The sequence below is a fragment of the Tenacibaculum sp. SG-28 genome (assembly GCF_002954385.1).
In the GTDB taxonomy this organism is placed as follows: Bacteria; Bacteroidota; Bacteroidia; order Flavobacteriales; family Flavobacteriaceae; genus Polaribacter.
The window spans coordinates 800340-824681 of the sequence record NZ_MQVY01000001.1; the positions used below are offsets into that span (position 1 = coordinate 800340).

At 34.3% G+C, this 24342-nt stretch carries 23 protein-coding genes and 1 other RNA gene; 1 reads left to right on the plus strand and 23 read right to left on the minus strand.

The annotated features are described in order from the left end of the window. Positions 1–28 precede the first annotated feature (28 nt). The 14 genes from BSU00_RS03470 to BSU00_RS03535 all read right to left on the minus strand — a co-directional run bounded on the left by BSU00_RS03470 (position 29) and on the right by BSU00_RS03535 (position 10596). Positions 29–1885: a DNA topoisomerase IV subunit B gene (locus BSU00_RS03470; RefSeq protein WP_105003128.1), complete on the minus strand. Its 1857-nt coding sequence runs from the start codon at positions 1883–1885 to the stop codon at positions 29–31. Positions 1886–2140: 255 nt separating this feature from the next. Further along, entirely contained in the window at positions 2141–3430 is a 1290-nt protein-coding gene (locus tag BSU00_RS03475; protein WP_105003129.1) for a deoxyribodipyrimidine photo-lyase, read from the minus strand. Beyond that, positions 3420–3905: an SRPBCC family protein gene (locus BSU00_RS03480; protein WP_105003130.1), complete on the minus strand. Its 486-nt coding sequence runs from the start codon at positions 3903–3905 to the stop codon at positions 3420–3422. Before BSU00_RS03480 ends, BSU00_RS03475 begins: the two co-directional genes overlap by 11 nt. After that, the gene (locus BSU00_RS03485) at positions 3892–4302 is read right to left on the minus strand and encodes a DUF2452 domain-containing protein (protein WP_105003131.1); all 411 of its coding nucleotides are present in this window, start codon (positions 4300–4302) and stop codon (positions 3892–3894) included. The genes BSU00_RS03480 and BSU00_RS03485 overlap by 14 nt, the downstream gene beginning before the upstream one ends. 2 nt (positions 4303–4304) lie before the next feature. Beyond that, entirely contained in the window at positions 4305–4847 is a 543-nt protein-coding gene (locus tag BSU00_RS03490) for a glutathione peroxidase (protein WP_105003132.1), read from the minus strand. Between the two features lie 37 nt (positions 4848–4884). Next, positions 4885–5385 (minus strand): CIA30 family protein, encoded by a 501-nt coding sequence (locus BSU00_RS03495; protein WP_233188577.1) that lies wholly within the window; start codon positions 5383–5385, stop codon positions 4885–4887. An 11-nt stretch (positions 5386–5396) separates the two neighbouring features. Continuing rightward, on the minus strand, positions 5397–6071 hold the full coding sequence (locus BSU00_RS03500; protein ID WP_105003133.1) for an SDR family NAD(P)-dependent oxidoreductase: 675 nt from the start codon (positions 6069–6071) through the stop codon (positions 5397–5399). Positions 6072–6095: 24 nt separating this feature from the next. After that, complete coding sequence (locus tag BSU00_RS03505) at positions 6096–6326, minus strand: hypothetical protein (protein ID WP_105003134.1); 231 nt, start codon at positions 6324–6326, stop codon at positions 6096–6098. Then, a complete protein-coding gene (folE, locus tag BSU00_RS03510) occupies positions 6323–7021 on the minus strand; it encodes a GTP cyclohydrolase I FolE (protein ID WP_105003135.1) in 699 nt (232 codons plus the stop codon). Before folE ends, BSU00_RS03505 begins: the two co-directional genes overlap by 4 nt. Next, positions 6981–7400, minus strand: a complete 420-nt coding sequence (locus BSU00_RS03515; protein ID WP_105003136.1) for a 6-carboxytetrahydropterin synthase — start codon at positions 7398–7400, stop codon at positions 6981–6983. The genes folE and BSU00_RS03515 overlap by 41 nt, the downstream gene beginning before the upstream one ends. Further along, positions 7401–7673: a TIGR03643 family protein gene (locus BSU00_RS03520; protein WP_105003137.1), complete on the minus strand. Its 273-nt coding sequence runs from the start codon at positions 7671–7673 to the stop codon at positions 7401–7403. It abuts the gene before it with no gap. Then, entirely contained in the window at positions 7660–8085 is a 426-nt protein-coding gene (locus BSU00_RS03525) for a hypothetical protein (RefSeq protein ID WP_105003138.1), read from the minus strand. Before BSU00_RS03525 ends, BSU00_RS03520 begins: the two co-directional genes overlap by 14 nt. Before the next feature lie 2 nt (positions 8086–8087). After that, complete coding sequence (locus tag BSU00_RS03530) at positions 8088–9548, minus strand: FAD-binding domain-containing protein (RefSeq protein ID WP_105003409.1); 1461 nt, start codon at positions 9546–9548, stop codon at positions 8088–8090. Between the two features lie 382 nt (positions 9549–9930). Beyond that, positions 9931–10596, minus strand: a complete 666-nt coding sequence (locus BSU00_RS03535; RefSeq protein ID WP_105003139.1) for an RNA methyltransferase — start codon at positions 10594–10596, stop codon at positions 9931–9933. 47 nt (positions 10597–10643) lie between these two features. Here BSU00_RS03535 and BSU00_RS03540 point away from each other — a divergent pair, with 47 nt between their 5' ends. Continuing rightward, positions 10644–11336, plus strand: a complete 693-nt coding sequence (locus BSU00_RS03540) for an NAD-dependent deacylase (RefSeq protein WP_105003140.1) — start codon at positions 10644–10646, stop codon at positions 11334–11336. Here the strand turns inward: BSU00_RS03540 and BSU00_RS03545 are convergent. From BSU00_RS03545 to BSU00_RS03585, 9 genes are all read right to left on the minus strand, one after another. Then, positions 11316–11795 carry a DUF6495 family protein gene (locus BSU00_RS03545; RefSeq protein ID WP_105003410.1) on the minus strand — a complete coding sequence of 160 codons (480 nt, stop codon included), beginning with the start codon at positions 11793–11795 and terminating at the stop codon, positions 11316–11318. The genes BSU00_RS03540 and BSU00_RS03545 overlap by 21 nt on opposite strands. Before the next feature lie 98 nt (positions 11796–11893). Further along, on the minus strand, positions 11894–14164 hold the full coding sequence (locus BSU00_RS03550; protein ID WP_105003141.1) for an aconitate hydratase: 2271 nt from the start codon (positions 14162–14164) through the stop codon (positions 11894–11896). A gap of 155 nt (positions 14165–14319) precedes the next feature. Beyond that, positions 14320–17100 carry a bifunctional aconitate hydratase 2/2-methylisocitrate dehydratase gene (locus tag BSU00_RS03555; protein WP_105003142.1) on the minus strand — a complete coding sequence of 927 codons (2781 nt, stop codon included), beginning with the start codon at positions 17098–17100 and terminating at the stop codon, positions 14320–14322. Positions 17101–17510: 410 nt separating this feature from the next. After that, positions 17511–17816, minus strand: an RNA gene (rnpB, locus tag BSU00_RS03560) — RNase P RNA component class A. 194 nt (positions 17817–18010) lie between these two features. Further along, complete coding sequence (gene dnaJ, locus BSU00_RS03565) at positions 18011–19135, minus strand: molecular chaperone DnaJ (RefSeq protein ID WP_105003143.1); 1125 nt, start codon at positions 19133–19135, stop codon at positions 18011–18013. Positions 19136–19199: 64 nt separating this feature from the next. Then, positions 19200–19760 carry a nucleotide exchange factor GrpE gene (locus BSU00_RS03570; RefSeq protein ID WP_105003144.1) on the minus strand — a complete coding sequence of 187 codons (561 nt, stop codon included), beginning with the start codon at positions 19758–19760 and terminating at the stop codon, positions 19200–19202. A 101-nt stretch (positions 19761–19861) separates the two neighbouring features. Further along, entirely contained in the window at positions 19862–21175 is a 1314-nt protein-coding gene (gene murA, locus BSU00_RS03575; protein ID WP_105003145.1) for a UDP-N-acetylglucosamine 1-carboxyvinyltransferase, read from the minus strand. Next, a complete protein-coding gene (locus BSU00_RS03580) occupies positions 21176–21808 on the minus strand; it encodes a DUF4290 domain-containing protein (RefSeq protein WP_105003146.1) in 633 nt (210 codons plus the stop codon). It lies immediately after the preceding gene. Between the two features lie 118 nt (positions 21809–21926). Beyond that, entirely contained in the window at positions 21927–24251 is a 2325-nt protein-coding gene (locus BSU00_RS03585) for an ATP-dependent helicase (RefSeq protein WP_105003147.1), read from the minus strand. Positions 24252–24342: the final 91 nt, after the last annotated feature.

The following is a 24342-nucleotide window of genomic DNA, read 5'->3' on the forward strand; positions in this document are numbered from 1 at the left end:
GGTTGTGACTTTTCGAATATTTTTCATTTTAGTTTTCTTCTAATAAATCTAGTTCTACTTTCAAATTATTGATAATAAATTTTTGTCGATCTGGCGTGTTTTTCCCCATGTAAAACTGTAGCATTTGTTCAATAGACATCTCTTTATCAAGCATTACAGGGTCTAAACGAATGTCGTCTCCAATAAAATGAACAAATTCATTTGGAGAAATTTCACCAAGACCTTTAAATCTCGTGATTTCGGGTTTCCCTTTTAATTTTCCAATGGCGTCATGTTTTTCTTCTTCCGAATAACAATAATACGTCTCCTTTTTGTTTCTCACTCGAAATAAAGGGGTTTCTAAAATATACAAATGACCTTCTTTTATTACCTCTGGAAAAAACTGAAGAAAAAACGTAATTAACAGTAATCGTATATGCATTCCATCTACATCTGCATCTGTCGCTATTACTACATTGTTGTAGCGTAAGCCCTCTAAACCATCTTCGATGTTTAATGCTGCTTGCAACAGATTGAACTCTTCGTTTTCGTACACTATTTTTTTAGATAATCCATACGAATTTAAGGGCTTTCCTTTTAAACTAAATACTGCCTGGGTATTGACATTTCTTGATTTAGTAATAGAACCACTTGCCGAATCTCCCTCGGTTATGAAAAGCGTAGTGTCTAAATAATTTTCTTTTTTAGTATCCCCAAAATGAATGCGACAATCGCGCAATTTTTTATTGTGTAAACTAGCTTTTTTTGCTCTATCTCTTGCTAATTTTCGAATACCAGATAATTCCTTTCGCTCTTTCTCGGCTTGTAATATTTTCTTCTGTAATTGCTCTGCTACAACGGTGTTTTTATGTAAATAGTTGTCTAGTTTTGTCTTTACAAAATCGTTTATATAGGTGCGTACTGTTGGCAAGTCTCCTCCCATTTCAGTAGATCCTAGTTTTGTCTTGGTTTGGCTTTCAAAAACAGGCTCCATTACTTTGATAGAAATAGCAGATATAATAGATTTTCGAACATCGGAGGCCTCAAAATTTTTATTATAGAACTCCCGTACTGTTTTTACAACAGCCTCTCTAAAAGCTGCTTGATGTGTTCCACCTTGTGTGGTATGCTGACCGTTTACAAAAGAATGGTATTCTTCTGAATATTGTGTTTTACTGTGTGTTATTGCAACCTCTATATCGTCACCTCGAAGGTGTATTATTGGGTATAATAAATCTTCTTGGTTATTGTTGTCTTCTAATAAATCTTTTAATCCGTTCTCTGAAAAATACTTCTCGCCGTTAAATACAATGGTTAACCCTGGATTTAGATACACATAATTCTTTAGTAATTTTATGATGTACTCCGGACGATACTTGTAGTTTTTAAAGATGGTTTCATCAGCGATAAAAGTAACTTTAGTCCCTTTTCTTCGCGAGGTCGACTCGAGTGTTTCTTTACCTGTTAGGTTTCCTTTTTCAAACTCTGCAGAAGCAGATTTACCATCTCTATTAGATTCTACTCTAAAATAAGAAGACAATGCGTTTACAGCCTTAGTTCCTACTCCGTTCAAACCAACAGACTTTTTAAATGCCTTAGAGTCGTATTTACCACCAGTATTCATTTTGGAGACAACATCCACAACCTTGCCCAAGGGAATTCCACGACCGTAATCGCGAACAATTACTTTAGTATCTTGTAACGAAACTTCAATCGTCTTTCCTCCTCCCATAACGAACTCATCAATAGAGTTGTCTAGAACTTCTTTTACCAATATGTAAATACCATCGTCAGGTGAAGAACCGTCCCCTAATTTACCAATATACATTCCGGGTCGCATTCTTATGTGCTCTTTCCAATCTAAGGAGCGAATATTATCTTCGGTATATTGTGTTTCTTTAGCCATATATAGTGTGTAACATTACGGTATTTGCTAAAATAGCATTAAACATTAAAAAATAAAAAAGTATGTTTAAATACTTTTCAACATACAGAAATAGAGATTTACGACTATACGCAGCTTTGTATTAAAAGCGTTTTTCAATACGGTTTAAAATAGGAATCAATTGTTAAAAAAAAGATCCAAATGCTTGAGGTTTTAATGGTGTTTGCATTTGAATCTTTTAAAATAAAAAATAGGAAGAAAATAATAATGTGAAAATTACATTATGCTTTTATACGTCGTTATCGCTCTTTCTCGAGCTAATTTATGATCTACTATAGGTGTTGGATAGGATAATTCATTAAAGTTGTCTACCCATTTATTAGTGTAGGTTAAGTTTTTGTCAAATTTTTTGAGTTGTTCTGTAGGATTAAATATTCTAAAATAAGGCACTGCATCGCAGCCAGTACTTGCTGCCCATTGCCAATTACCGTTATTGGAAGCCAATTCGTAATCCAATAACTTACTTGCAAAATATGCCTCACCCCAACGCCAATCAATTAATAAATGTTTGCACAAAAAGCTGGCAGTAATCATTCGAACACGATTGTGCATATATCCTGTTTTATTCAACTCTCGCATACCAGCATCCACAAATGGATAACCAGTATTTCCAGTACACCATTTTTCAAAATCGTCTTGGTCATTTCTCCACGGTATAGCATCGTATTTCCTTTTAAAATTTTGGGTTACCACAGCAGGGAAATTGTAAAGGATTTGCATGAAAAATTCCCTCCAAATGAGTTCGCTTAAATAGGTTAGGTTAGTTTTTAGGGCAAAGGAAACATGCTTTCGGATACTTATTACACCAAAACGTAGATACGGAGAAACATAGGATGTTTTATCTATCGATGGATAGTTTCTATCTTCTTCATAATTCGATAATTCGTTTAGATTATATGGCTTCACTAAAATTTTACTTTTTGTAAAACCTAACTGATTTAAACTTGGAAAGTTACTGTTATGCGCAAAGAGATTATGCAAATTTTGGAAAGACGCATATGGCTTCGTGCTTTCTGAGGCATCGAATTGCTTCAACCATTGGTTCTTATACGGAGTAAATACTGTGTAAGGATTTTTATCTTTTTTTACCACCTCTGTTTTTTCAAAAATTACCTGGTCTTTGAACGATAAAAACGGAATATCAAGTTCCATAACAAACTCCTGTATGGATACATCTCTTTTAATTGCGTAGGGTTCATAGTCATTATTGAGATAAATTCCTTTAACCGAATATTCTTTGATAATATCTTTAAAAACCTGAAGGGGGTTTCCTTTTTTTATACACAAACCACTCCCTACAGGTAATAAAGTATCATGTATTGCTTTTAAATTATCGTATATAAACGATAATCTAGCATCGTCAGTTGGCAAACTGTCTGTTATTTGTGCATCAAAAATAAAAAGTGGAAGTACAGGGTAGCCTGAATTTAAGGCTTTAAATAAACCTTTATTATCCTCTAAACGTAAGTCCCTTCTGAACCAAAATATAACGATGTTATTTTTCATTAAATAATTTATCTAAAGTTGTATAGCGGTGCTCAAAAATTTCTATTAATTTTTTCTTTATGAAAATTTGTTGTAAGATCCTTCCTAATACTCCTAAAGGAATTTTATAGGAAACTTTGTCAATAATTTTAGTTGTATCATTTGATAATGCTTCGAACCAATGTTCATGATGCCACATACTGTATGGTCCGAATCGTTGCTCGTCAATAAAAAACTCATGTTCTTTCACATGCGTAATTTCGGTAACCCAATTTTGCTTTACCCCTGGAAAAATTCCAACTTTATAGGTGATTATTTGTCCAGGATACACGTCTTTATCAAGGTCTGAGGTAATACGAAAACCCATTTGATTTGGAGTTATTTCTTGCAAATTTTTCGGAGAGCTAAAAAAATCCCATGCCTGTGTTATTGGAATATTTAGTTCCTGTACAGTTTTAAGGGTATAAATACCCGAATGACTTTTAATCTCTACCATTAGTTGTAACTTTTTGCCATAGTTTATCAGAGTTCAAAAGATAACTACCTACATAATTAAAAGTACACTCTTCCGGAGCTAGAATAGATAAAAAATAGTCTTCATCCTTCTTGTACAAATGATACGTATTTCCAACAATAGGCTCAAAATTATAGTTTACCCCGTACAGTAAATCGTTATCATTGAAAGTAGCTACTAAGTTTTGATATGCTTCTTTTAACTCTTCAAATTTAGATTTGAAATGATTGTTTACGGAATATAGGTTAGACCTTTTCCAACTAACCATGTCGTTAGGCTCAATCTTAGGAGCCGTTAGATTCGTTGGATAAGGTCTTAAATATGCATCGTAGTTGTTTGTTTCGTCGTTAAATACGATATGATCTGGTTTTTTTTTCACCCTTAAATTAACTTGGTTATTTTAGTGCTAGTAGGTCCCGTCATAGAATAGAAAAAATCAATAAATCTACCGTTTTCGTCTACTAAGTATTTTTGAAAATTCCATTTTACAGTAGAATTTGATTTACCATTCAAATCCTTTTGCGTAAGCCATTGGTATAAAGGGTGTTGTTCGTCACCTTTAACATTTACTTTTTCTGTCATTAAAAAAGTAACTCCAAAATTCAATTTACAAAACGATTGTATTTCATCTGCTGTTCCTGGTTCTTGACCTCCAAATTGATTGCACGGAACGCCGATAACCATTAAATCGTCTTGGTATTTTTCATATAGATCTTGCAAGCCATCGTATTGTTTTGTAAATCCACATTTCGAAGCAACATTTACAAATAAGATTTTTTTCCCTTTGTAATTTTCTAAATTAATTTCCTTTCCGTTGATGTCATTTATTTTGACGTCATAGATAGATGTTTTAGGTTCTAAAGTTTGTGCTTTAATTGTTGAAGAGAATAGTGCCATAACTAAGATTAGGTTAAAAAGTTTCATTGTTATTAGGTTTATTGTAATACTATTTTATTTATTTTTAAAGTAAACGATTCGTTTTTTTATTTCCGATTAAAAAAGCTATTTCTCGTAAGACATCTTCATGAAAGTTTTCCATGTCTAGTTGGTATCCACGAAAAGAAGGATAAAAATCTTTTAGAGGTATTTCTATTTTTTCTGTAGTTCCTGAAGTTTGGAAGGATTTGACGTACCAAAATCTTTGGTATTTTTTCGATTTCAAACGGCATTGGTATTTTTTTCCATCACCTTGAAGATAAACCACAAGTTTAGTGTATGATTTTGGTATTTCTATATTTGTTGGTAGTCTCGTCATGGCAAATCCACCATTATTGGCTGTAGAGACAACACCTGAAAAAACGCCATTTCCATCTTCGTCTAGGTCCATTTTTGAAGTAGAAATACCTCCCATTACATCGTCATTTGTTTGGTACCAAGTTCCCTTTTTAAAATTGGAATGCTCAGAAAAATCAAATATGGTTATTTCTTTATTTATTACAAATAGGGCTAGTAAAAATAGCATACTTTTCATGTTTACAGCTTTAAAGTTGTTATACCGGCATCTATTGGCATCACCTGTCCGGAAATCAATCGAGATGCATCCGATAAGAAATATGTAGCCAGAGTAGCAACCTCTTCGGCTTGTAAATAATCTTTTAAAGGATGCCTATCTTGCATAGACAATTTTTGTTTGTCATTTCGTAAAAGTCTTGCCGCTAGAGGCGTTTCTGTAACGGTAGGTGCAATCACATTAAATCTTATTTTGGTCGCATATTCTGCAGCTAATGATTTTGCTAGGCCTTCAATTGCAGATTTACTTGTAGCAACACTTGCATGGAAAGGCATACCAAGTTTTGTTGCTACAGTACTAAATAATACGACACTTCCGTTATTCTGACTTAACACCTTTTCATATTTTTTGATGACCTTTATGGCTCCTAAAACATTTATTCTGAAGTCTTCTTCAAAATCTTCTTCCTTTAATCTTGTAAGAGATTTTAAATTTATACTTCCCGGACAATAGACCAATCCATCAATGGAATCTAAATCTGGCAAGGTGTCCTTTAATACATCTAATGTGTGGTGTTCAATCCCAATTTCTTCTGAAGGTGTTCTACTGAAGGTAATAACAGTATGCTCGTTTTTTAAGGAATCTACAATTGCTTTTCCAATTCCTTTACTTCCTCCAACTACTAAAATAGTTTTCATAAATTATACTAGTAATGTTAATTTCTATGCAGTTAACCTTCCTTTTAAACGCTTCTCTATTTTTCGCTTAATTAGTGTTAATCGCTTCATTAAGTCCATTAAAGAATTGTCTTTTGTAGATTTATAAACGTCGTTTAATGACAACACTAAATCCTTCGCTTTTCTAGATGCTAATATTTTTTCATTTCTCGTGCGAAATGACTTATGATTTTTTTCAAATTCAAGAGCCTCCTGCACTAATTCTAAAGTACTCATTTGATGTAATTTTGTAATTCTCTAATTTTTTCTTTGGTATTAAATTCTCCTCCGTAAAAACATGTAATGGTTGAAGAAGAATCGTCTTTTACTCCTCTTGAAGAAACACATAAGTGTTTGGCTTCAATAATAACAGCCACGTTTTCAGTTTCTAATATTGTTTGTAAATCTCTCGCTATTTGATTTGTTAAACGTTCTTGAACTTGTGGTCGCTTGGCATAATACTGAACAATTCTATTCAGTTTTGATAAGCCTATCACTTTACCAGATGAAATGTAGGCAACATGCGCTTTTCCGATAATGGGTACAAAATGGTGTTCGCAATTAGAATAAAACTGAATGTCTTTTTCCACCAACATTTGATTGTATTGGTACTTATTATCAAAAAGTGCAATCTTGGGTTTGTTTTCTGGGTTTAGACCCGAAAATATCTCATCGATATACATTTTAGCAACTCTTTTGGGCGTTCCTTTTAAAGAATCGTCATTTAAATCTAATCCCATAACGTCCATTATTTGTGAAAATAAAGAAGCTATTTTTTCTTTCTTCTCTTCATTAGACATTAAAAAAGCGTCCTTTTTCATGGGAGTCTCTATACCTGTATACAGATGGTCGTCACCTACTTCTTCGATAGAAAATCCATTCAAGGAATTTTTATCTAAAAGGGTATTCAACAAAGTTTCTGGGTGTTTCATAAAGTTTTATTTTTAAGTCTAAATCTTTTGAGATTTCGTTTTTAATTAAGTTATATATAACAATTGCTATATTTTCAACTGTTGGATTTACATTTTCGAAATGAGATACTTCAACGTTCAAATTTTTGTGATCTAAAGGCTCCAAAACCTTTTCTTTTATGATTGTAGATAGTATCTTAGTATCAATTACGTAACCAGTATCTTCATTCATGTAGCCAATTATGGTAACTTCTAATTCATAATTATGACCATGATAATTTGGATTATTACACTTTCCAAATACTTCCTTATTCTTTTCATCACTCCAATTTTTATTATGCAAACGGTGTGCCGCATTAAAATGTTCCTTACGAGTAATTGCTAGTTTGTGTTTTTCCATCTATCGTTTTGCTATCTTGTTGTTTGAAATAGCTCTTTGACGACTACACTTAAATCTCGACGTCTCAGAGCTTCTTTTTGCTTGATGTTTTGTTTTTCTTCCTTGAACACGCTTTCTCCACAGTTTAAAGCTAGAGGGTTTAAGCTCAAGGCGCATCAATTTTATCACCTCAGATTCGCTTAAGTTAAATTGCATTTTAATGGCATCAAAAGTAGTTCTGTCTTCCCAAGCCATTTCAACAACTCTATCTATTTCTCTATCATTTAACTTCATAAGAACTATTGGATGTTGCTTTTAAAAACATTAAGTTTTGTAAAAATTTTTTACTGACCGAACTATTTTTTGATTTTACCAATTGTATGTAGCTTCCATCGGAGTGTATGCTGAAATAGTCTGCATTAAAAATCGATAATTTATAATATGGTATCACCCATGAGAAACGGTTTAACTGTTGTGTTAATCGAACAATTATTCCATTTGGCCGTAACTCTATGTTCACATAATTTATGTCGGAAACTACATTTAACAAGCTTTTAAAATTTTCACTGACATTGTGAATAATCATTCTTCTACTACCAACCCCTCCTAGTTTGATTTTGGTAAGTAAAGGAAAAGGCTTACCAACCAAACCATTCATTTCATTGACTTCTTCACGATCTAAAAAAGTGGTGTTAAAAACTACCATAATTAGTTGTTTAAGCGATTGTTAAAAGATTTATTTTGTTTTGGCTTGTTGCTATCTTTGACATCCCAAATCACATCTGAAACTCTTTTTTTCGTGGATCTGATGTCAACGACTGGCTCTGGATAATCCTTACCTAAATTGAAATTGTATAGCTTTTGTTCTATAAATGACATCTTATAAGGTTCGTGTCTGAAGTCTACTGGGAGGTTCTTTAACTCAGGAACCCATTGTACTATAAATTCACCCATAGGGTCATACTCTAAACCTATTTTGGTTGGATTAAAATTTTTAATTGTTTTAGTGTCTGAAATCGCAGCTTGTATTTGGGTTTGCGGTAAATGTATCCCTGGTTCAAAGTCTAAAAACAGCCGCGATAAAAAACTTGAGGCCTCTTGCCAAGGTTGCCATAAATTATGTGTAAAAAATGAAACAACCATTGCACGCATTTTAAAATTGAGATATCCAGTTTCTTTGAGACAACGCATACTTGCGTCAATCATAGGATATCCCGTTTTTCCCTCCTGCCAAGCAATTGTATATTTAATTGAAAGTTGCTTTTTAAGTTTGTTATGACCTAAGCTTACTTTTTCTTCTGTCATTATATTATCTGTTTCAAATTTTTGAATAAAATGCGCTTGCCATTTTAATCTAGAAACAAACATATCCATCGGGAGTTTATTAGCTATTTCTTGTTTTCTTTTTTGCGCTTCTTGAAATACTTCTCTAACTGACAAATTTCCCCAAGCTAAATAAGGAGAAAGTCTACTATAACTTTCTCTACCCAACGCAGAGGAAGCTGTGTATTTCGCATAATTGATATAACGTTCTTTGAAAAATGAACGAAAGTATTCTTTGGCGGTTTCAACACCACCTTTTTGTAAAACCTTAGAATCTTTAGTTTCTAGGTTTTTTATAATTAAATTACCCTCAAGATTTGCTATTTCGGAAAAATGCAAAAATCGATGTTCTTTTTCAGGTAGAAAATCTAGTTGCGGAGCTTTCATGTACTGTAGCCACTTATCACTCCAATTCCCTTCCGTGTTTCTTCCTCGGAAAACGCCATTGTTAACATTTTCAATCCATTGTATCGAGTTATTTCGGCAAAAACGTCTAAAAGTTTTATCTCTTACGTACGTTTTATCAATACCAGTCTCTTGGTGTGAAAAAACTGATTTGATGTTGTAATGAGATAATAAAAAGCTAAAAAACGGAATGACCTCCGACTCTACCGTTAAAACTTTTGTATTGCAATTCGATAATTTATGATTTAAATCAAGTAGCGATTGTTTGATAAAATCCCAATGTCTTTCCGAATAATGAGCATCCTCATGTAAACTCGGTTCAAATATGTAAACAAGCAATAATGGTTCTTTGGTTTGAAGCGCATTAAAAATCGCCTCATTGTCATGCAAACGAAGATCTCTTTTGAACCAAACTACTGATATATTGTCTAAATTATTCATAGTACCTATTGCTACTTCAAAAGTAATAATTTTGTTTAACAAAAACAACTCAACAGTTAAACAAAATAGATTAACATATTATAAAAATCAGAAAAATAACGATAATTTATGTATAAAAATAGAACCTTTAAAACCATTAAAACGAACAAAAAAATGAATATAAAAGCTTGTTTACTAACGCTTTACGTATGTTTTTGATTTTGATTCGGAGATGCAGATTTAGCAGTAATATTTTGTTTTATTTTTTTTTAAAAAAAAATAAACAAAATATCATTTTAAGAAAAATGCCGTTTTATATTATTAAAATACGAACTTTATTTTTGTAGTATATATTGTTGTAGCAAAACATAACAGATGTTGTTTAGAAGCATACATAATTGTCTTAAAGTTCCTTGTAATGTGCCATTATTTTATCTACATTTTTAATAGTTTTTTTGACCCAATCGTAATACAATACCTCTTTTTCCTCTGTGGTAAGTTGCCAAGAAATATCAAATTGTCGCATCTTGTTGGTTACCTCTTGCAAAATTATAGCAGCTGCAACAGATATATTTAAACTTTCTGTAAATCCAACCATTGGGATTTTAAGAAACCCATCAGCATGTTGCTTCACATAGTCTGATATACCTTCCTTTTCTACACCAAAGACAAAAGCTGATTTCTTAGTAACATCAAAATCTTGTATCAAACAGGAATCATTATGTGGTGTTGTTCCGATAATCTGATATCCTGATTCTTTTAATGTATGTAAACACCTTTTAGTGTTATTGCCATCGGCATTAAATCGATTTATGGTTAACCACTTTTGACTTCCCTTTGCAACGTGTCTTGATACTTTATTGGTGTATTTATTCTCTATAGTGTATAAATCTTGAATTCCAAATATATCACAAGTTCGTATCACGGCACTTGCGTTATGGGCTTGATATATGTCTTCAAGTACAACCGTAAAATGTTTGGTTCTATTCGACAAAACTTTATGAAACAGCGCTTTTCTTTTATCTGTCAAATAGCCCTCTAAATACTTTAATAATTCTTGATCTACCATATAACAAACATACTAAAATTTACTATTTTAGAGTTTTATTCTTCGATATGAAAAAAATAGTTGTTTTGTCGGGAGCTGGTATAAGTGCTGAGAGTGGAATTAATACTTTTCGAGACTCAGATGGACTTTGGGAAGGACACGATATTTACGAAGTTGCCTCTCCTCAAGGTTTTCGACATAGTCCTACACTAGTGCTTGATTTTTACAATAAACGAAGAAAACAATTATTAGCAGTTACACCCAATCCTGCACATTATACCTTAGTAGCACTTGAAAATTATTTTCAAGTAGAAATAATAACGCAAAATGTCGATGATTTGCATGAACGTGCTGGAAGTAAAAATGTTTTACACCTTCATGGTGAGCTCCGAAAAGTAAGAAGTACTGGGTATCCTGAACTAATTTATCCGTGGGATAAAGACTTAAAATTAGGAGATTACTGTACAAAAAACACACAATTAAGACCACATATTGTATGGTTTGGGGAGGATGTTCCCGAATTAGATAAAGCTATACGAAAAACAAAAGAAGCCGATATATTAGTAATAATAGGCACCTCAATGCAAGTATACCCTGCGGCTAGTTTATTAGACTATAAGGCAAAAGAAACTCCTCTGTTTTTCATTGATCCAAATCCCGCCATAACAAATAATTACTGTGAAAATCTAACCGTAATTTCTGAAAAGGCTAGTGTCGGCACTAAAATACTTCTAGATAAGCTAGTCAGCAGCTGTAATTAATGTTTTAAAATATCCATATAATGCTCCTTTACTTATATAACCTCCTTTTTCAATCAAATCAAATAACTCTTGATTTCTTTCCTTATCGTAAGATTTAGAACCTTTCAAAATTTCAACAGCATCACTCGTTACATTTTTAAACAACCATTCGTAACCTTCTTTTTCTAATAAATTTATATTTTTTTGGGTCACTTTAACAACGATGCGTTCGATTACTTCATTTTTACAGTGAAACAAATTGATTATGTTGGTAGAAAAGTGCTCAAGAAAAGTAACTTTCGTAAGAACATCCTCCCAAACGATATCACTAAAGATATCCATTTCCTCCTCTGCGACCTCTGGCTTGTCTGCTTTTATTATTTTCCATTCTTTGGCATCTATACTTTGGGTAGCGAGAAATTTTGCAAATTCCTCGTGTAAATTTTCGAACTGCTCCTTAGTTAATTTTCTGTATTTCATAGGTAAAAAATGAACGACAAATTTAAGAATTTCAAGGTAATCGAAAATGTATAAACCCAAGAATTTTCTTGGGTTTATACAAATATGATTTTAAAATTTTAGTGTGCGTTTTGCTTTTTAATTTGATTTAATGCAGAGCCTTCTTGATACCATTCAATTTGTCCTTTGTTATATGTGTGATTGGTAAGAATCACATCCTTTGAACCATCTTTATGAACAATCTCAATTGTAAGTGGTTTTCCGGGAGAAAATTGATCTAAATCTAAAAAATTAAACGTATCGTCTTCTAATATTTTATCATAATCACTTTCTGTAGCAAATGTTAAACCAAGCATCCCTTGCTTTTTAAGGTTTGTCTCGTGGATTCTTGCAAATGATTTTACAATAACTGCTGCTACTCCAAGATGACGAGGTTCCATAGCTGCATGCTCCCGCGATGATCCTTCACCATAGTTGTGATCTCCAATAACGATGGTTTTAATCCCTTTCGCTTTATAGGCACGTTGTGTTGCCGGAACAGCATCGTATTCGCCTGTTAATTGACTCTTTACGAAGTTAGTTTTTTTGTTAAACGCATTAACGGCACCAATTAAACAGTTGTTTGAGATATTGTCTAAATGACCCCTGTAACGCAACCAAGGTCCTGCCATAGAAATATGATCGGTAGTACATTTTCCGAAAGCTTTTATTAAAAGTTTAGCCCCTACAATGGAATCTCCTATTGGCGTAAATGGTGTTAATAATTGTAAGCGTTCTGATTTAGGATCAACTTCAATGGAGATTGCACTCCCATCTTTTACTGGTGCAAGGTATCCGGCATCTTTAACTTCAAAACCGTTTATCGGAAGCTCCCAGCCTGTAGGCTCTTCAAAACGAATTTCTTCTCCTTTAGCGTTAGTTAATGTATCAGTCATAGGATTAAAATCTAATCTCCCTGCAATTGCAATGGCGGCAACTAGCTCTGGTGAAGCAACAAACGCATGTGTATTTGGGTTTCCATCTGCTCTTTTTGCAAAATTTCTGTTGAAAGAATGTACGATACTGTTTTTAGGAGCATTTTTAGGATCTTTATATCGTGCCCATTGTCCAATACAAGGACCACAAGCATTGGTAAAAATCGTTGCGTCTAATTTTTCAAAAACCTCTAAAATACCATCTCTTTCCGCAGTATATCTAACTTGTTCAGAGCCAGGGTTTATTCCAAAATTCGCCTTAGTTTGTAAACCTTTATCTAAAGCTTGTTTAGCGATTGAGGCAGCTCTAGATAAATCTTCATAAGAAGAATTTGTACAGGAACCAATTAGTCCCCACTCTACGTCTAATGGCCAATTATTTTCGGTTGCTTTAGACGTCATTTCTGTTCCAGCTTCGGTAGCTAAATCTGGGGTAAATGGTCCATTTAAAAGAGGTTTTAATTCCTCTAAATTAATTTCAATGACTTGATCAAAATATTTCTCTGGGTTTTGGTACACTTCAGGATCTCCTGTTAAGTGTTCCTTGATTGCATTTGCAGCATCAGCAACCGCTGCTCTATCCGTAGCACGAAGGTAACGCTCCATAGCGGAATCATAGCCAAATGTAGAAGTAGTCGCTCCAATTTCAGCTCCCATATTACAAATTGTTCCTTTTCCAGTACATGACATGTGTAATGCACCCTCTCCAAAGTACTCCACGATATATCCTGTACCACCTTTTGCAGTTAAGATTTCAGCTACTTTAAGAATGACATCTTTTGGTGCTGTCCAACCTGATAATTTTCCTGTTAATTTTACGCCAATCAACTTAGGGAATTTTAATTCCCAGGGCATTCCTGCCATAACATCTACTGCATCTGCACCACCAACTCCTATGGCTAACATTCCTAATCCGCCAGCATTCACCGTATGTGAATCTGTTCCTATCATCATACCGCCTGGAAAAGCGTAGTTTTCAAGTACTACTTGGTGTATTATTCCTGCTCCTGGTTTCCAAAAACCAATTCCGTATTTATTGGAAACGGACTCTAAAAACTTAAATACTTCATTACTGGTATTCAGTGCAGATTGCAAATCTTTGTCGGCTCCTAATTTAGCTTGAATTAAATGATCACAGTGCACCGTTGTTGGAACAGCTACCTTCTTTTTTCCTGCTTGCATAAATTGCAATAACGCCATTTGTGCAGTTGCATCTTGACAAGCTATTCTGTCGGGAGCAAAATCAACATAATCCTTACCTCTTTCATAAGCTTTCGAAATAGATGCGTCCCAAAGATGACCGTAAAGTATTTTTTCGGATAGAGTAAGCGGTTTATTTAATATCTTTTTTGCAGTATTAATTCGCTCAGGAAATTTAGCATAAATCTCCTTGATTAATTCAATGTCAAAAGCCATAGTCTTTTTTCTTTTTTGTTATTGTTACATTTTACAATGTACTAAAAATTTTGAAATCAGTTTGGGCGGTTTTCAAGTAAGATTTATTTTTTAAAAATTATTTTAAAAAAAGTCGAGGATAATTCCTCGACTTTTATATAGTACTATTTGGTATCTTATTGCAGTACTAGTTTCTTTTGTGAAGGTTTGAATTTGGTTAAAACAATACCATCTACCGCAGCTTCATATTCTTCCATAGTTGGAGTTCTACCTAGTATAGTAGACAAAACAACGACAGGAGTTGAAGACAACAACGATTCTCCCTTCTTTTCTTTAGAATCTTTTACAACTCTACCTTGGAATAAACGTGTTGATGTTGCTATTACAGTATCGCCAGGTTCTGCTTTTTCTTGGTTCCCCATACAAAGATTACATCCAGGACGCTCTAAATACAACATGTTTTCGTACTTTGTTCTTGCTAAGCCTTTGGGTGCATTATCATCAAATTCAAAACCTGAATATTTTTGTAATACTTCCCAGTCTCCCTCTGCCTTTAGCTCATCAACAATATTGTAAGTAGGTGGTGCTACTACTAATGGCGCATTAAATTCTACCTTACCTTGTTGCGCTTCTATGTTTTTAAGCATTTGCGCAAGAATCTTCATATCTCCTTTGTGCACCATACACGAACCTACGAATCCTAAGTCTACTTTTTTAGTTCCTCCATAATAAGATAATGGCCTTATCGTGTCATGCGTATAACGCTTAGAAACATCTTCATTATTCACATCCGGATCGGCAATCATCGGTTCGGCTATTTCATCCAAATCAATAACCACATCTGCGTAATAATTAGCGTTAGCATCCGGTCTCAAAGCAGGCTTCACTCCCGTTTTTAACTCGCTAATTCTATTCGTTGCAATAGCAATTAATCCTTGTAGTACATGCTTGTCATTATCCATGCCTTTATCAATCATGATTTGGATTCTATCTTTTGCAATTTCTAAAGACTCGATAAGTGTTTCGTCTTCCGATATACAAATCGATGCTTTTGCTTTCATTTCTGCGGTCCAATCGGTAAATGTAAATGCCTGATCTGAAGTTAGCGTACCTATGTGTACTTCTATTACTCTTCCCTGAAAAACATTTTCACCTCCAAATTGTTTTAACATTTGCTGTTGCGTAGCATGAACTACATCACGGAAATCCATAAAACTTCGCATTTCTCCTTTAAATGTAACTTTAACCGATTGTGGAATTGGCATAGTAGCTTCTCCAGTTGCTAATGCCAGAGCAACAGTTCCTGAATCTGCACCAAACGCGACTCCTTTAGACATTCTTGTATGCGAATCTCCACCAATAATTATAGCCCAATCATCAACCGTTATATCGTTTAATACTTTATGTATCACATCGGTCATGGGATGGTATACTCCTTTTGGATCACGAGCAGTAATTAAGCCAAAATCATTCATAAACTTCATTAATCTAGGAATATTTGCTTTTGATTTACTATCCCAAACAGAGGCGGTATGACACCCCGATTGGTATGCTCCATCTACAATTGGAGAAATAACTGTGGCAGCCATCATTTCTAACTCTTGAGAAGTCATTAATCCAGTAGTGTCTTGCGATCCTACAATATTAACCTCTACACGAACATCTGAGCCTGCGTGAAGCGTTTTTCCTGGAGTTGTTCCTACTGCGTTTTTATTGAATATTTTTTCAACGGCAGTTAAACCTTGTCCTTCCACAGAAATCTCTTTTGCTGAGGCATAAACTTGCGGTACTTCAATATTGAGAAGCTTCGCTGCAAATGTTTGTAGTTTTTTTCCAAAAACAACAGCATAAGAACCACCTGCCTTAATAAACTCCATTTTTTGAGGTGTTAAAGAAGCAGAAATATCAATAAGTTCTTGGTCTCCGTGGTAAAGTTTCTTCTCTTTCGTATTGATGGTTAGTACAGTTCCTGTTTCTACAGAATATTTTTGTTCTAAAACTGGTTCTCCATCGGCATCTAAAACTGGCTCTCCATCAGTATCTTTTTTTGTTACCCAGTTCTTGAGATCTACACCTATACCACCTGTTACGCCAACAGTAGTTAAAAATATTGGTGAAATTCCATTAGTACCTGCAATTACAGGAGCTATATTAATAAAAGGAACGTATTTACTCGCTTGGATTCCTGTCCATAATGCAACATTATTTACGCCAGACATTCGCGATGAGCCAACTCCCATAGTCCCTTTTTCCGCAACCAACATCACTCTTTTATCAGGATGTTTTGCCTGAAGTGCTTTTAAATCATTTTGCATTTCCTTGTTGTGTTCGAAAATACATTGTCCGTGTAACTCACGGTCAGATCTTGAATGTGCATCACTACCTGGTGATAGTAAATCTGTTGAAATATCTCCTACTCCAGCAATAAAAGTTACAATGTCAATTTTTTCGGCAACATCTGGTAGTTTGGTGAAAAATTCAGCTTTTGCATAACTTTCAACAAGCTCTTTTGCTATTGGATTACCTTCCTTATACGCAGTCTCAAGTCGCTCTGTATCTGCCTCGTAAAGGAATACTTGTGTTTTTAAAACATCCTTTGCTTTTTCAGCTATTATAGTGTCTTCACCTAATGCTATGTCTAATAGAACGGCTATTGAAGGACCTCCTTTCATATGCGATAGTTGCTCAAAAGCGAAATCAGCGTTGATTTCTTTAACCTCGCATTGTCCTAGAATTATTTCTTTTAAAAAATCCGCTTTTACCCTTGCAGCACTTGTAGTTCCTGGTAAAACGTTATATATGAAAAAATTTAGAGACTCTTCGCGATACTCGTTGTTTTCTTCTTTAATTTGTGCGATGATTGTGCTTAGTAACACATCACTATCAATTGGTTTAGGATGAAGTCCTTGTAATTCACGATCTTTAATCTCTTGAAGGTATTCTTGATAAATGCTCATAAACAAAAATCTTTACTTTTTTAACAGTTTCAATCTAGCCAACGACTATCGTTACAACTGTGTATATTTATAATTATGTTACGTTATTAATTGAAAAAACAATTACACAAAATTGAAAAATGTCTATGGAAACAGTTAACCAAAGGATTTTGAAGATAAAATGAATTAGCACTTTTACCCACTGATGAATAGCATTCAAATTTGCTTTGCAAAAATACAATTTTAGATAGGAATTTTAAAATACATAACATAATTACATAAATAGTAAATTATTTGTAAAATATTTCCAAATAATAAAGATATTTGTAATTGTAACGGGGTTTTTAATCTAAAAATTACGGATATGATAATTTAACAACATTTTAGCACTCTATTCCTTCTTTATAACTATTCTAAATTAAGTAGGTATATTTAAAAGCAGCTCAATAAGCCGGGTTCTGTATCCTTACAACAAGGCTCTTATCATTTATCTAGTTTCGAAATTACTAACGAAATCAATCTGCCTACCCCTTAGAATCGTGCGAGTAACACTCAATTTCTAATATACGTGGCATTGCACCGTATAGAGTTTACCTGGTTTCACTACAGCATAACCTGTACATACTTTCTGTTGCACTTGTCCTCGATTTACATCGGACGGATGTTATCCGCTATACTACTCTTTGGTGCCCGGACTTTCCTACTTGTTTATCAAGTCGATAAGATAGAGCTGCCTTTTTATATACAATAATAGTACTCCTTCCTATAAAAAAACCCACTCAAACGAGTGGGAAAATTGCTATGAAAAAGAAAAAGTGACTCATATAAATATATGAGACTTTGCAAAAATAGGAAATTAAATCACTTTATTCAAAAAAAAGTGCTTAAGATTCCACTTAAACACTTTATAATATTTTGGGCTATAATTTTCTTATGAAAACATATCTTTTACTTTTTCGAAAAACGATTTATCTGTTTTTTGAGGATTTGGACTAAAATTATCATCCTCTATCATTTCTTCAAAAAATCTTCTTTGTTCTTTCGAGAGTTCTTGAGGGGTCCAAACATTAATATGAATCAAAAAATCACCGTTTCCATACCTTTCGATACTTGGTAAGCCCTTGCCTTTCAAGCGTAAAATTTTGCCAGATTGCGTACCTGGCTCTACTTTAATTTTTACTTTACCAGTTACCGTTTCTATTTCTTTAGAAACACCCAACACTGCCTCTGAAAAATTAATATACAAATCGTAATGTATATTACTGCCCTCACGCTTTAAAGTATCGTGCTTAATTTCTTCTATAACCACCAATAAATCTCCAGCAATAGAATTTTTACCTGGGGCTTCGTTACCCTTTCCTCCTACTTTAAGTTGTACACCTTCTGTAACACCCTCAGGAATGTTGATTGAAACTGTTTCTTCTCTAGTAAGTAAACCTTGTGCATCTGCTCCATTTGGTTTTTTATCTAATATTTCGCCTGCGCCATGACAAGTTCCACAGGTAGTTGCCGTTTGCATTCTTCCTAAAATGGTATTGGTAACTCGCATTTGCTGCCCGGATCCATTACAGGTAGGACAAGTTTTGTACGTTACTCCTTCTGCTTTAACTTTTCTTCTTACTTTGACCTTTTTCTCTACGCCTTTAGCAATATCCTCCAAACTGAGCTTAACTCGAATTCTTAGGTTACTTCCTTTTACTCTGGCTTGTCGCTGACTACCTCCACCAAAACCACCAAAGCCACCACCAAAGCCACCACCGAAAATATCACCGAATTGGCTAAAGATGTCATCCATGTTCATTCCGCCACCGCCGAAACCTCCATGACCACCTTCAAAGGCAGCGTGTCCGTACTGATCGTATCTGGCTTTTTTGTTTTCATCACTTAAAACCTCATAGGCTTCTGCTGCTAGCTTAAACTTTTCCTCCGCTTTAGCGTCGTCTGGGTTTTTATCGGGATGGTATTTAATGGCCATCTTTCGGTAAGCCTTTTTTATTTCAGCTTTTGTAGCCGATTTGGAAATACCCAAAACTTCGTAATAATCTTGTTTTGCCATATTTGTTACTTTAAAAATTAACCTTTAAAATGGTTAACTCATTGCTAATTTTGTTTTAAATACTCTATACTTGTCCTATTACTACTTTCGGATGACGTATTATTTTATCTCCTAATTTATACCCCTTTTCTACGCAGTCTATAATTTTTCCCTTAAGATTTTCTGATGGTGCTGGAATTTGTGTAATCGCATCGTGAATTTCAGAGTCAAAATCATCACCAGGCTTTACTTCTATGGCAGTTAATCCTTTTTGCGTAAGGGTGTTTTTCAATTTATTACTTATTAATTCCATCCCTTTTAGTAATTCTGGATCTTCTACTTTTTTTATCTCTGACAACCCACGATCAAAATCGTCCATAATTGGCAGTAAAGCTGTCATTAATTCCTGTCCTGCTGTTTTGAAAAGCTCTATTCGTTCTCTAGTGGTACGCTTTTTATAATTTTCAAATTCAGCAAATAATCGTAAAAACTTATCCTTTTCTACTTGTAATAATTCCTCCACTGAAGGCTCTTTTTCTGCCTCACCTGTAGTGTTTTCAACAGAATCGTTATCGGTTGCCTCTATTTCTGTATTGTCAATAGCGTCTTTTAATTCGTCTTCTTTTGTATATTGATCTTTACTCATTGTAAATCGTGTCTATTATTTCTACTATTTACTTAGCAACAATGCTGCCAATAAAAAATCGTGTCAATTTGACACGATTAAATATGTATGTTATGGTAAGTTTATTCCTCTATACGTTCTATTTTGGCTCCGATTGCACGTAGCCTATGTTCAATATTTTCATAGCCTCTGTCTATCTGTTCTATATTGTGAATAATACTTGTTCCTTTAGCAGAAAGTGCAGCAATTAATAGTGAAATTCCAGCTCGTATATCTGGAGAAGTCATTTTGGTTGCTTTTAACTGACTCTTAAAATCATGCCCTATTACAGTGGCTCTATGTGGATCACACAAGATAACTTTTGCACCCATATCTATCAGTTTATCTACAAAAAACAAGCGACTTTCAAACATTTTTTGATGGATAAGAACAGTTCCTTTAGCCTGAGTTGCAACAACCAAAACAATACTCAATAAATCTGGGGTAAACCCTGGCCAAGGAGCGTCAGCAACTGTCAAAACGGAACCATCTATGTAATTCTGTATTTCATAACCATTTTGCGCAGGAATGTATATATCGTCTTGCTTTTTCTCTAATTGAATTCCTAGCTTTCTGAAAACATCCGGAATTTGCCCTAAATTTTCCCAGCTTACATTTTTAATGGTTAATTCCGATTTCGTCATTACTGCCATCCCAATCCAACTACCAATTTCAATCATGTCTGGAAGTATACGGTGCGTGCAACCACCAAGAGAAGTGACGCCTTCAATGGTTAATAAATTGGAACCAACTCCAGTTATTTTTGCCCCCATACTATTCAACATTTTAGATAGTTGTTGTATGTAAGGTTCACATGCCGCGTTATAAATAGTGGTCGTTCCTTCCGCAAGAACAGCTGCCATAATAATATTTGCAGTTCCGGTTACTGAGGCTTCATCGAGTAACATTGTTGTTCCTTGCAATTTTTTACTCGTTTCTACGCCATAGAAATATTCTTCTTTATTGTATCGAAACGTTGCACCTAGATTTATAAAACCTTCAAAATGGGTATCCAAGCGTCTTCTACCGATCTTGTCACCACCAGGCCTTGGAATGTATCCCTTTCCAAACCTTGCTAATAAAGGACCAACAATCATTATAGAACCACGTAACGAACTACCATCTCTTTTAAAATCAGAACTTTCTAAATATTCAAGATTAATTTTATCCGCCTGAAAACTGTAGGAGTTTTCACCTAATCGCTCTATCGTAACCCCTAACTCTCCTAGTATGAATATGAGTTTATTTACATCAAGTATGTTTGGAACGTTATTGATTATTACCTTTTCTGCTGTTAATAAAACAGCACAAATTACTTGTAATGCTTCATTTTTTGCTCCTTGGGGGGTTATACTACCTTGTAATTGGTGACCTCCTTCAATTTTAAATGATGCCATTTATCTTTTTCTGCTTTTATGTCCTTTGTTATTATTTGTCTTTCCTTTTTGCCCTTGTGTATTTCTTTTGCGCAGTAAACTTTTACTTTCTACCAAACTTTCTTCCACACCTCTTAGATCGATCTTTCCATCAGAGAGTTCATACAAATGCTCAAAAATAACGGCATCGTCTACCGTATCTTTATTCCAGTTCAAATAGCATTTTTTCATGTGATTTGCCACAGTAAAAACAAGCGCTTCTTTTTTATCACCATCTTCCCAGGTTAGCGCAACATCGATCATGGTTTGAATATTGGTACCATAAAAACGATATTTAGATGCTGATTTTGGATAGTCTAACTTGGCTGGTTTCTCTGTTAATTCCTCCTTAGAAGGGGTTTCATATGGCGAATCTACATCCAGATTAAAATCGGCCATGATGTGCAATTGATCCCATAATTTATGTTTAAAATCAGGTACATCTCGTAAATGCGGTTGCAAGTTTCCCATTACTTGAATAATTGCCTTCGCCATTTTATTTCTCTCTTCTTTTTCTTCAAGGGCTATACAGTGATTTACCAATTTTTGAATATGCCTTCCATATTCGGGTATAATCAAAGTAGATCTTGCTGAATTATATTCTAAATCAAACATGTGGTTTATAATTTAAACGCAAAGTAAGTAAATAATATTAATATTTACTTTATTAGTTTCTATTCTGCTAAAAATAAATAAAAAACAAGCCTAAGGCCCATGTGTTTTTCAAAAAGTTTTATCCGATAACTTTTAATTTGGCAAATTGTAGCAATAATTTCTTTTTACCTACCGTACCAAATTTTATTTCTGCCTTTTTATTGGGGCCTTTTCCTTCTAAGTTTAACACCTCTCCTGTGCCGAAACGATTGTGTTCTACGATATTACCAACTGCAATATCTCCATCAAATAGATTAACTTTAGCGGACGTTTCTGAAACTTTCCTCATTTTACTCTTTGGTGGAATTAATGCTGCTTTTTCCTTCTTTTGCAGAAACTCTTTTCGTTTTTTTTGAATTGGTTTCTGAAAACGAAACGATTTTGGAATGTCTTCAAAAAGGTCGGCATCTACAAATTTATTTCTTTGTGGTTCTGGTGCCTTAGGAACTAAAAACTCTACAAATTCTTCGTCTATTTCGTCTAAAAAACGACTTGGTTCACCGTCGGTTAATTTACCCCATCGATATCTTGTTTGCGCATAGGTAAGGTAGGCTACTTTTTCAGCTCGAGTAAGTGCAACGTAAAACAAGCGTCTTTCTTCTTCCAACTCACTTCTTGTATTCATACTCATCGCCGAGGGAAATAAACTTTCTTCAAGGCCCACAATATAAACAAATGGATACTCTAAACCCTTAGATAAATGTATGGTCATTAAGGAAACTCTTGGGGTATTATCTTTTTCACTATCAAAGTCTGTAGCTAGGGCAACATCCTCTAAGAATGCTGTTAAAGAAGCGTCTTCCCCTGTTTCGATTTTATCGGAAATAAAATCTTTTATACCGTTTAATAACTCTTGTACATTTTCTACTTTATTAACACCTTCCGGGGTTCCATCTTTTTGAAGATCGCGAACTAATTGGGTTTTTTTCACCACCAAATCAGCGATTTCGAATGCATTCAAGGTTTGTGCCTCCACTTTAAAACGCTGCATCATTAAAAGAAAATTCTGCAGTTTATTTTTTGTTCCCGAGTTTATTTTTAGGTCTATACGATCTAAATTTTGCAAAATCTCATAAATAGATTTTTTGTAGTGGTTCGCTGCTACAGTTAGTTTGTCTATGGTAGTAGCTCCAATACCTCTTGCTGGATAATTGATAATTCTTTTTAGAGCCTCCTCGTCATTAGGATTAACCAAAAGTCGCAAATACGATAACAAGTCTTTTATTTCCTTTCGTTGGTAAAAGGAAATACCACCATAAATTTTGTATTTGATATCCTTTTTTCGCAACGCATCCTCTATGGCTCGAGATTGTGCGTTAGTTCTATATAGAATGGCGAAATCACTGTTAGACATTTGATGATTCATCTGATTTTCCCAAATGGATTGGGCTACAAATCGTCCCTCCTCACCATCGGAAATAGAACGCATGATTTTAATGCTCTCTCCAGCGTCATTCGCTGTCCAAACCTCTTTGTCTAATTTAGTTTTGTTTTTATCAATAACACTATTTGCTGCTTTAACAATATTGCTTGTAGAACGATAATTTTGCTCTAGCTTGAACGTTTTAACATCCGGATAATCTTTCTGAAAGTTCAATATGTTATTGATATTTGCCCCTCTAAAACTATAAATACTTTGCGAATCGTCTCCAACTACACAGATATTCTGGAATCGATCTGCTAAAGCTCTAACTATTAAATACTGAGAGTGGTTGGTATCTTGGTACTCGTCTACCATAATGTACCGGAAGCGATTTTGATATTTAGCTAAAACTTCGGGAAATCTTGACAAGAGTTCGTTAGTGCGTAACAGCAAATCGTCAAAATCCATGGCTCCTGCTTTAAAGCATCGTTCTACATATTCTTTGTAAATATCACCAACTCTAGGCCTACTGGCATGGAGATCTGCTTCTTGTAGGTCCGAATTGTTAAAATAAGCACGAACTGTTATTAGACTATTTTTAAAAGACGAAATTCTACTTAAAATTTGTTTTGCTTTGTATCGGTCTTTATCCAAGTTCATTTCCTTGATGATCGAGGTAAGAAGTCTTACGGCATCTTGGGTGTCGTAGATAGTGAAATTAGAGGGAAACCCAAGTTTATCTGCCTCCGATCGTAAAATTCTTGCAAAAACAGAATGAAAGGTACCCATCCATAAATTTTTTGCTTCACTATACCCAACTACTCCAGCAATTCGCTCTTTCATTTCTCGTGCAGCCTTGTTGGTAAAGGTGAGCGATAAAATATTAAAAGGATCTACTCCCTGCTGCATTAAATGAGCAATTCTGTACGTTAAAACGCGAGTTTTTCCTGATCCGGCACCTGCAATGATAATCATTGGACCGTCTTTTTGTAAAACAGCATTTCGCTGTGGTTCGTTAAGTTGCTCTAAATAAGTGCTCAATGCAATAAATATTGTGTGAATTATAAGTGTGAAAATTAATACTTCTTTTAGGGATTTTAAAATCTATACTCATTTTTTTATTCACATAATT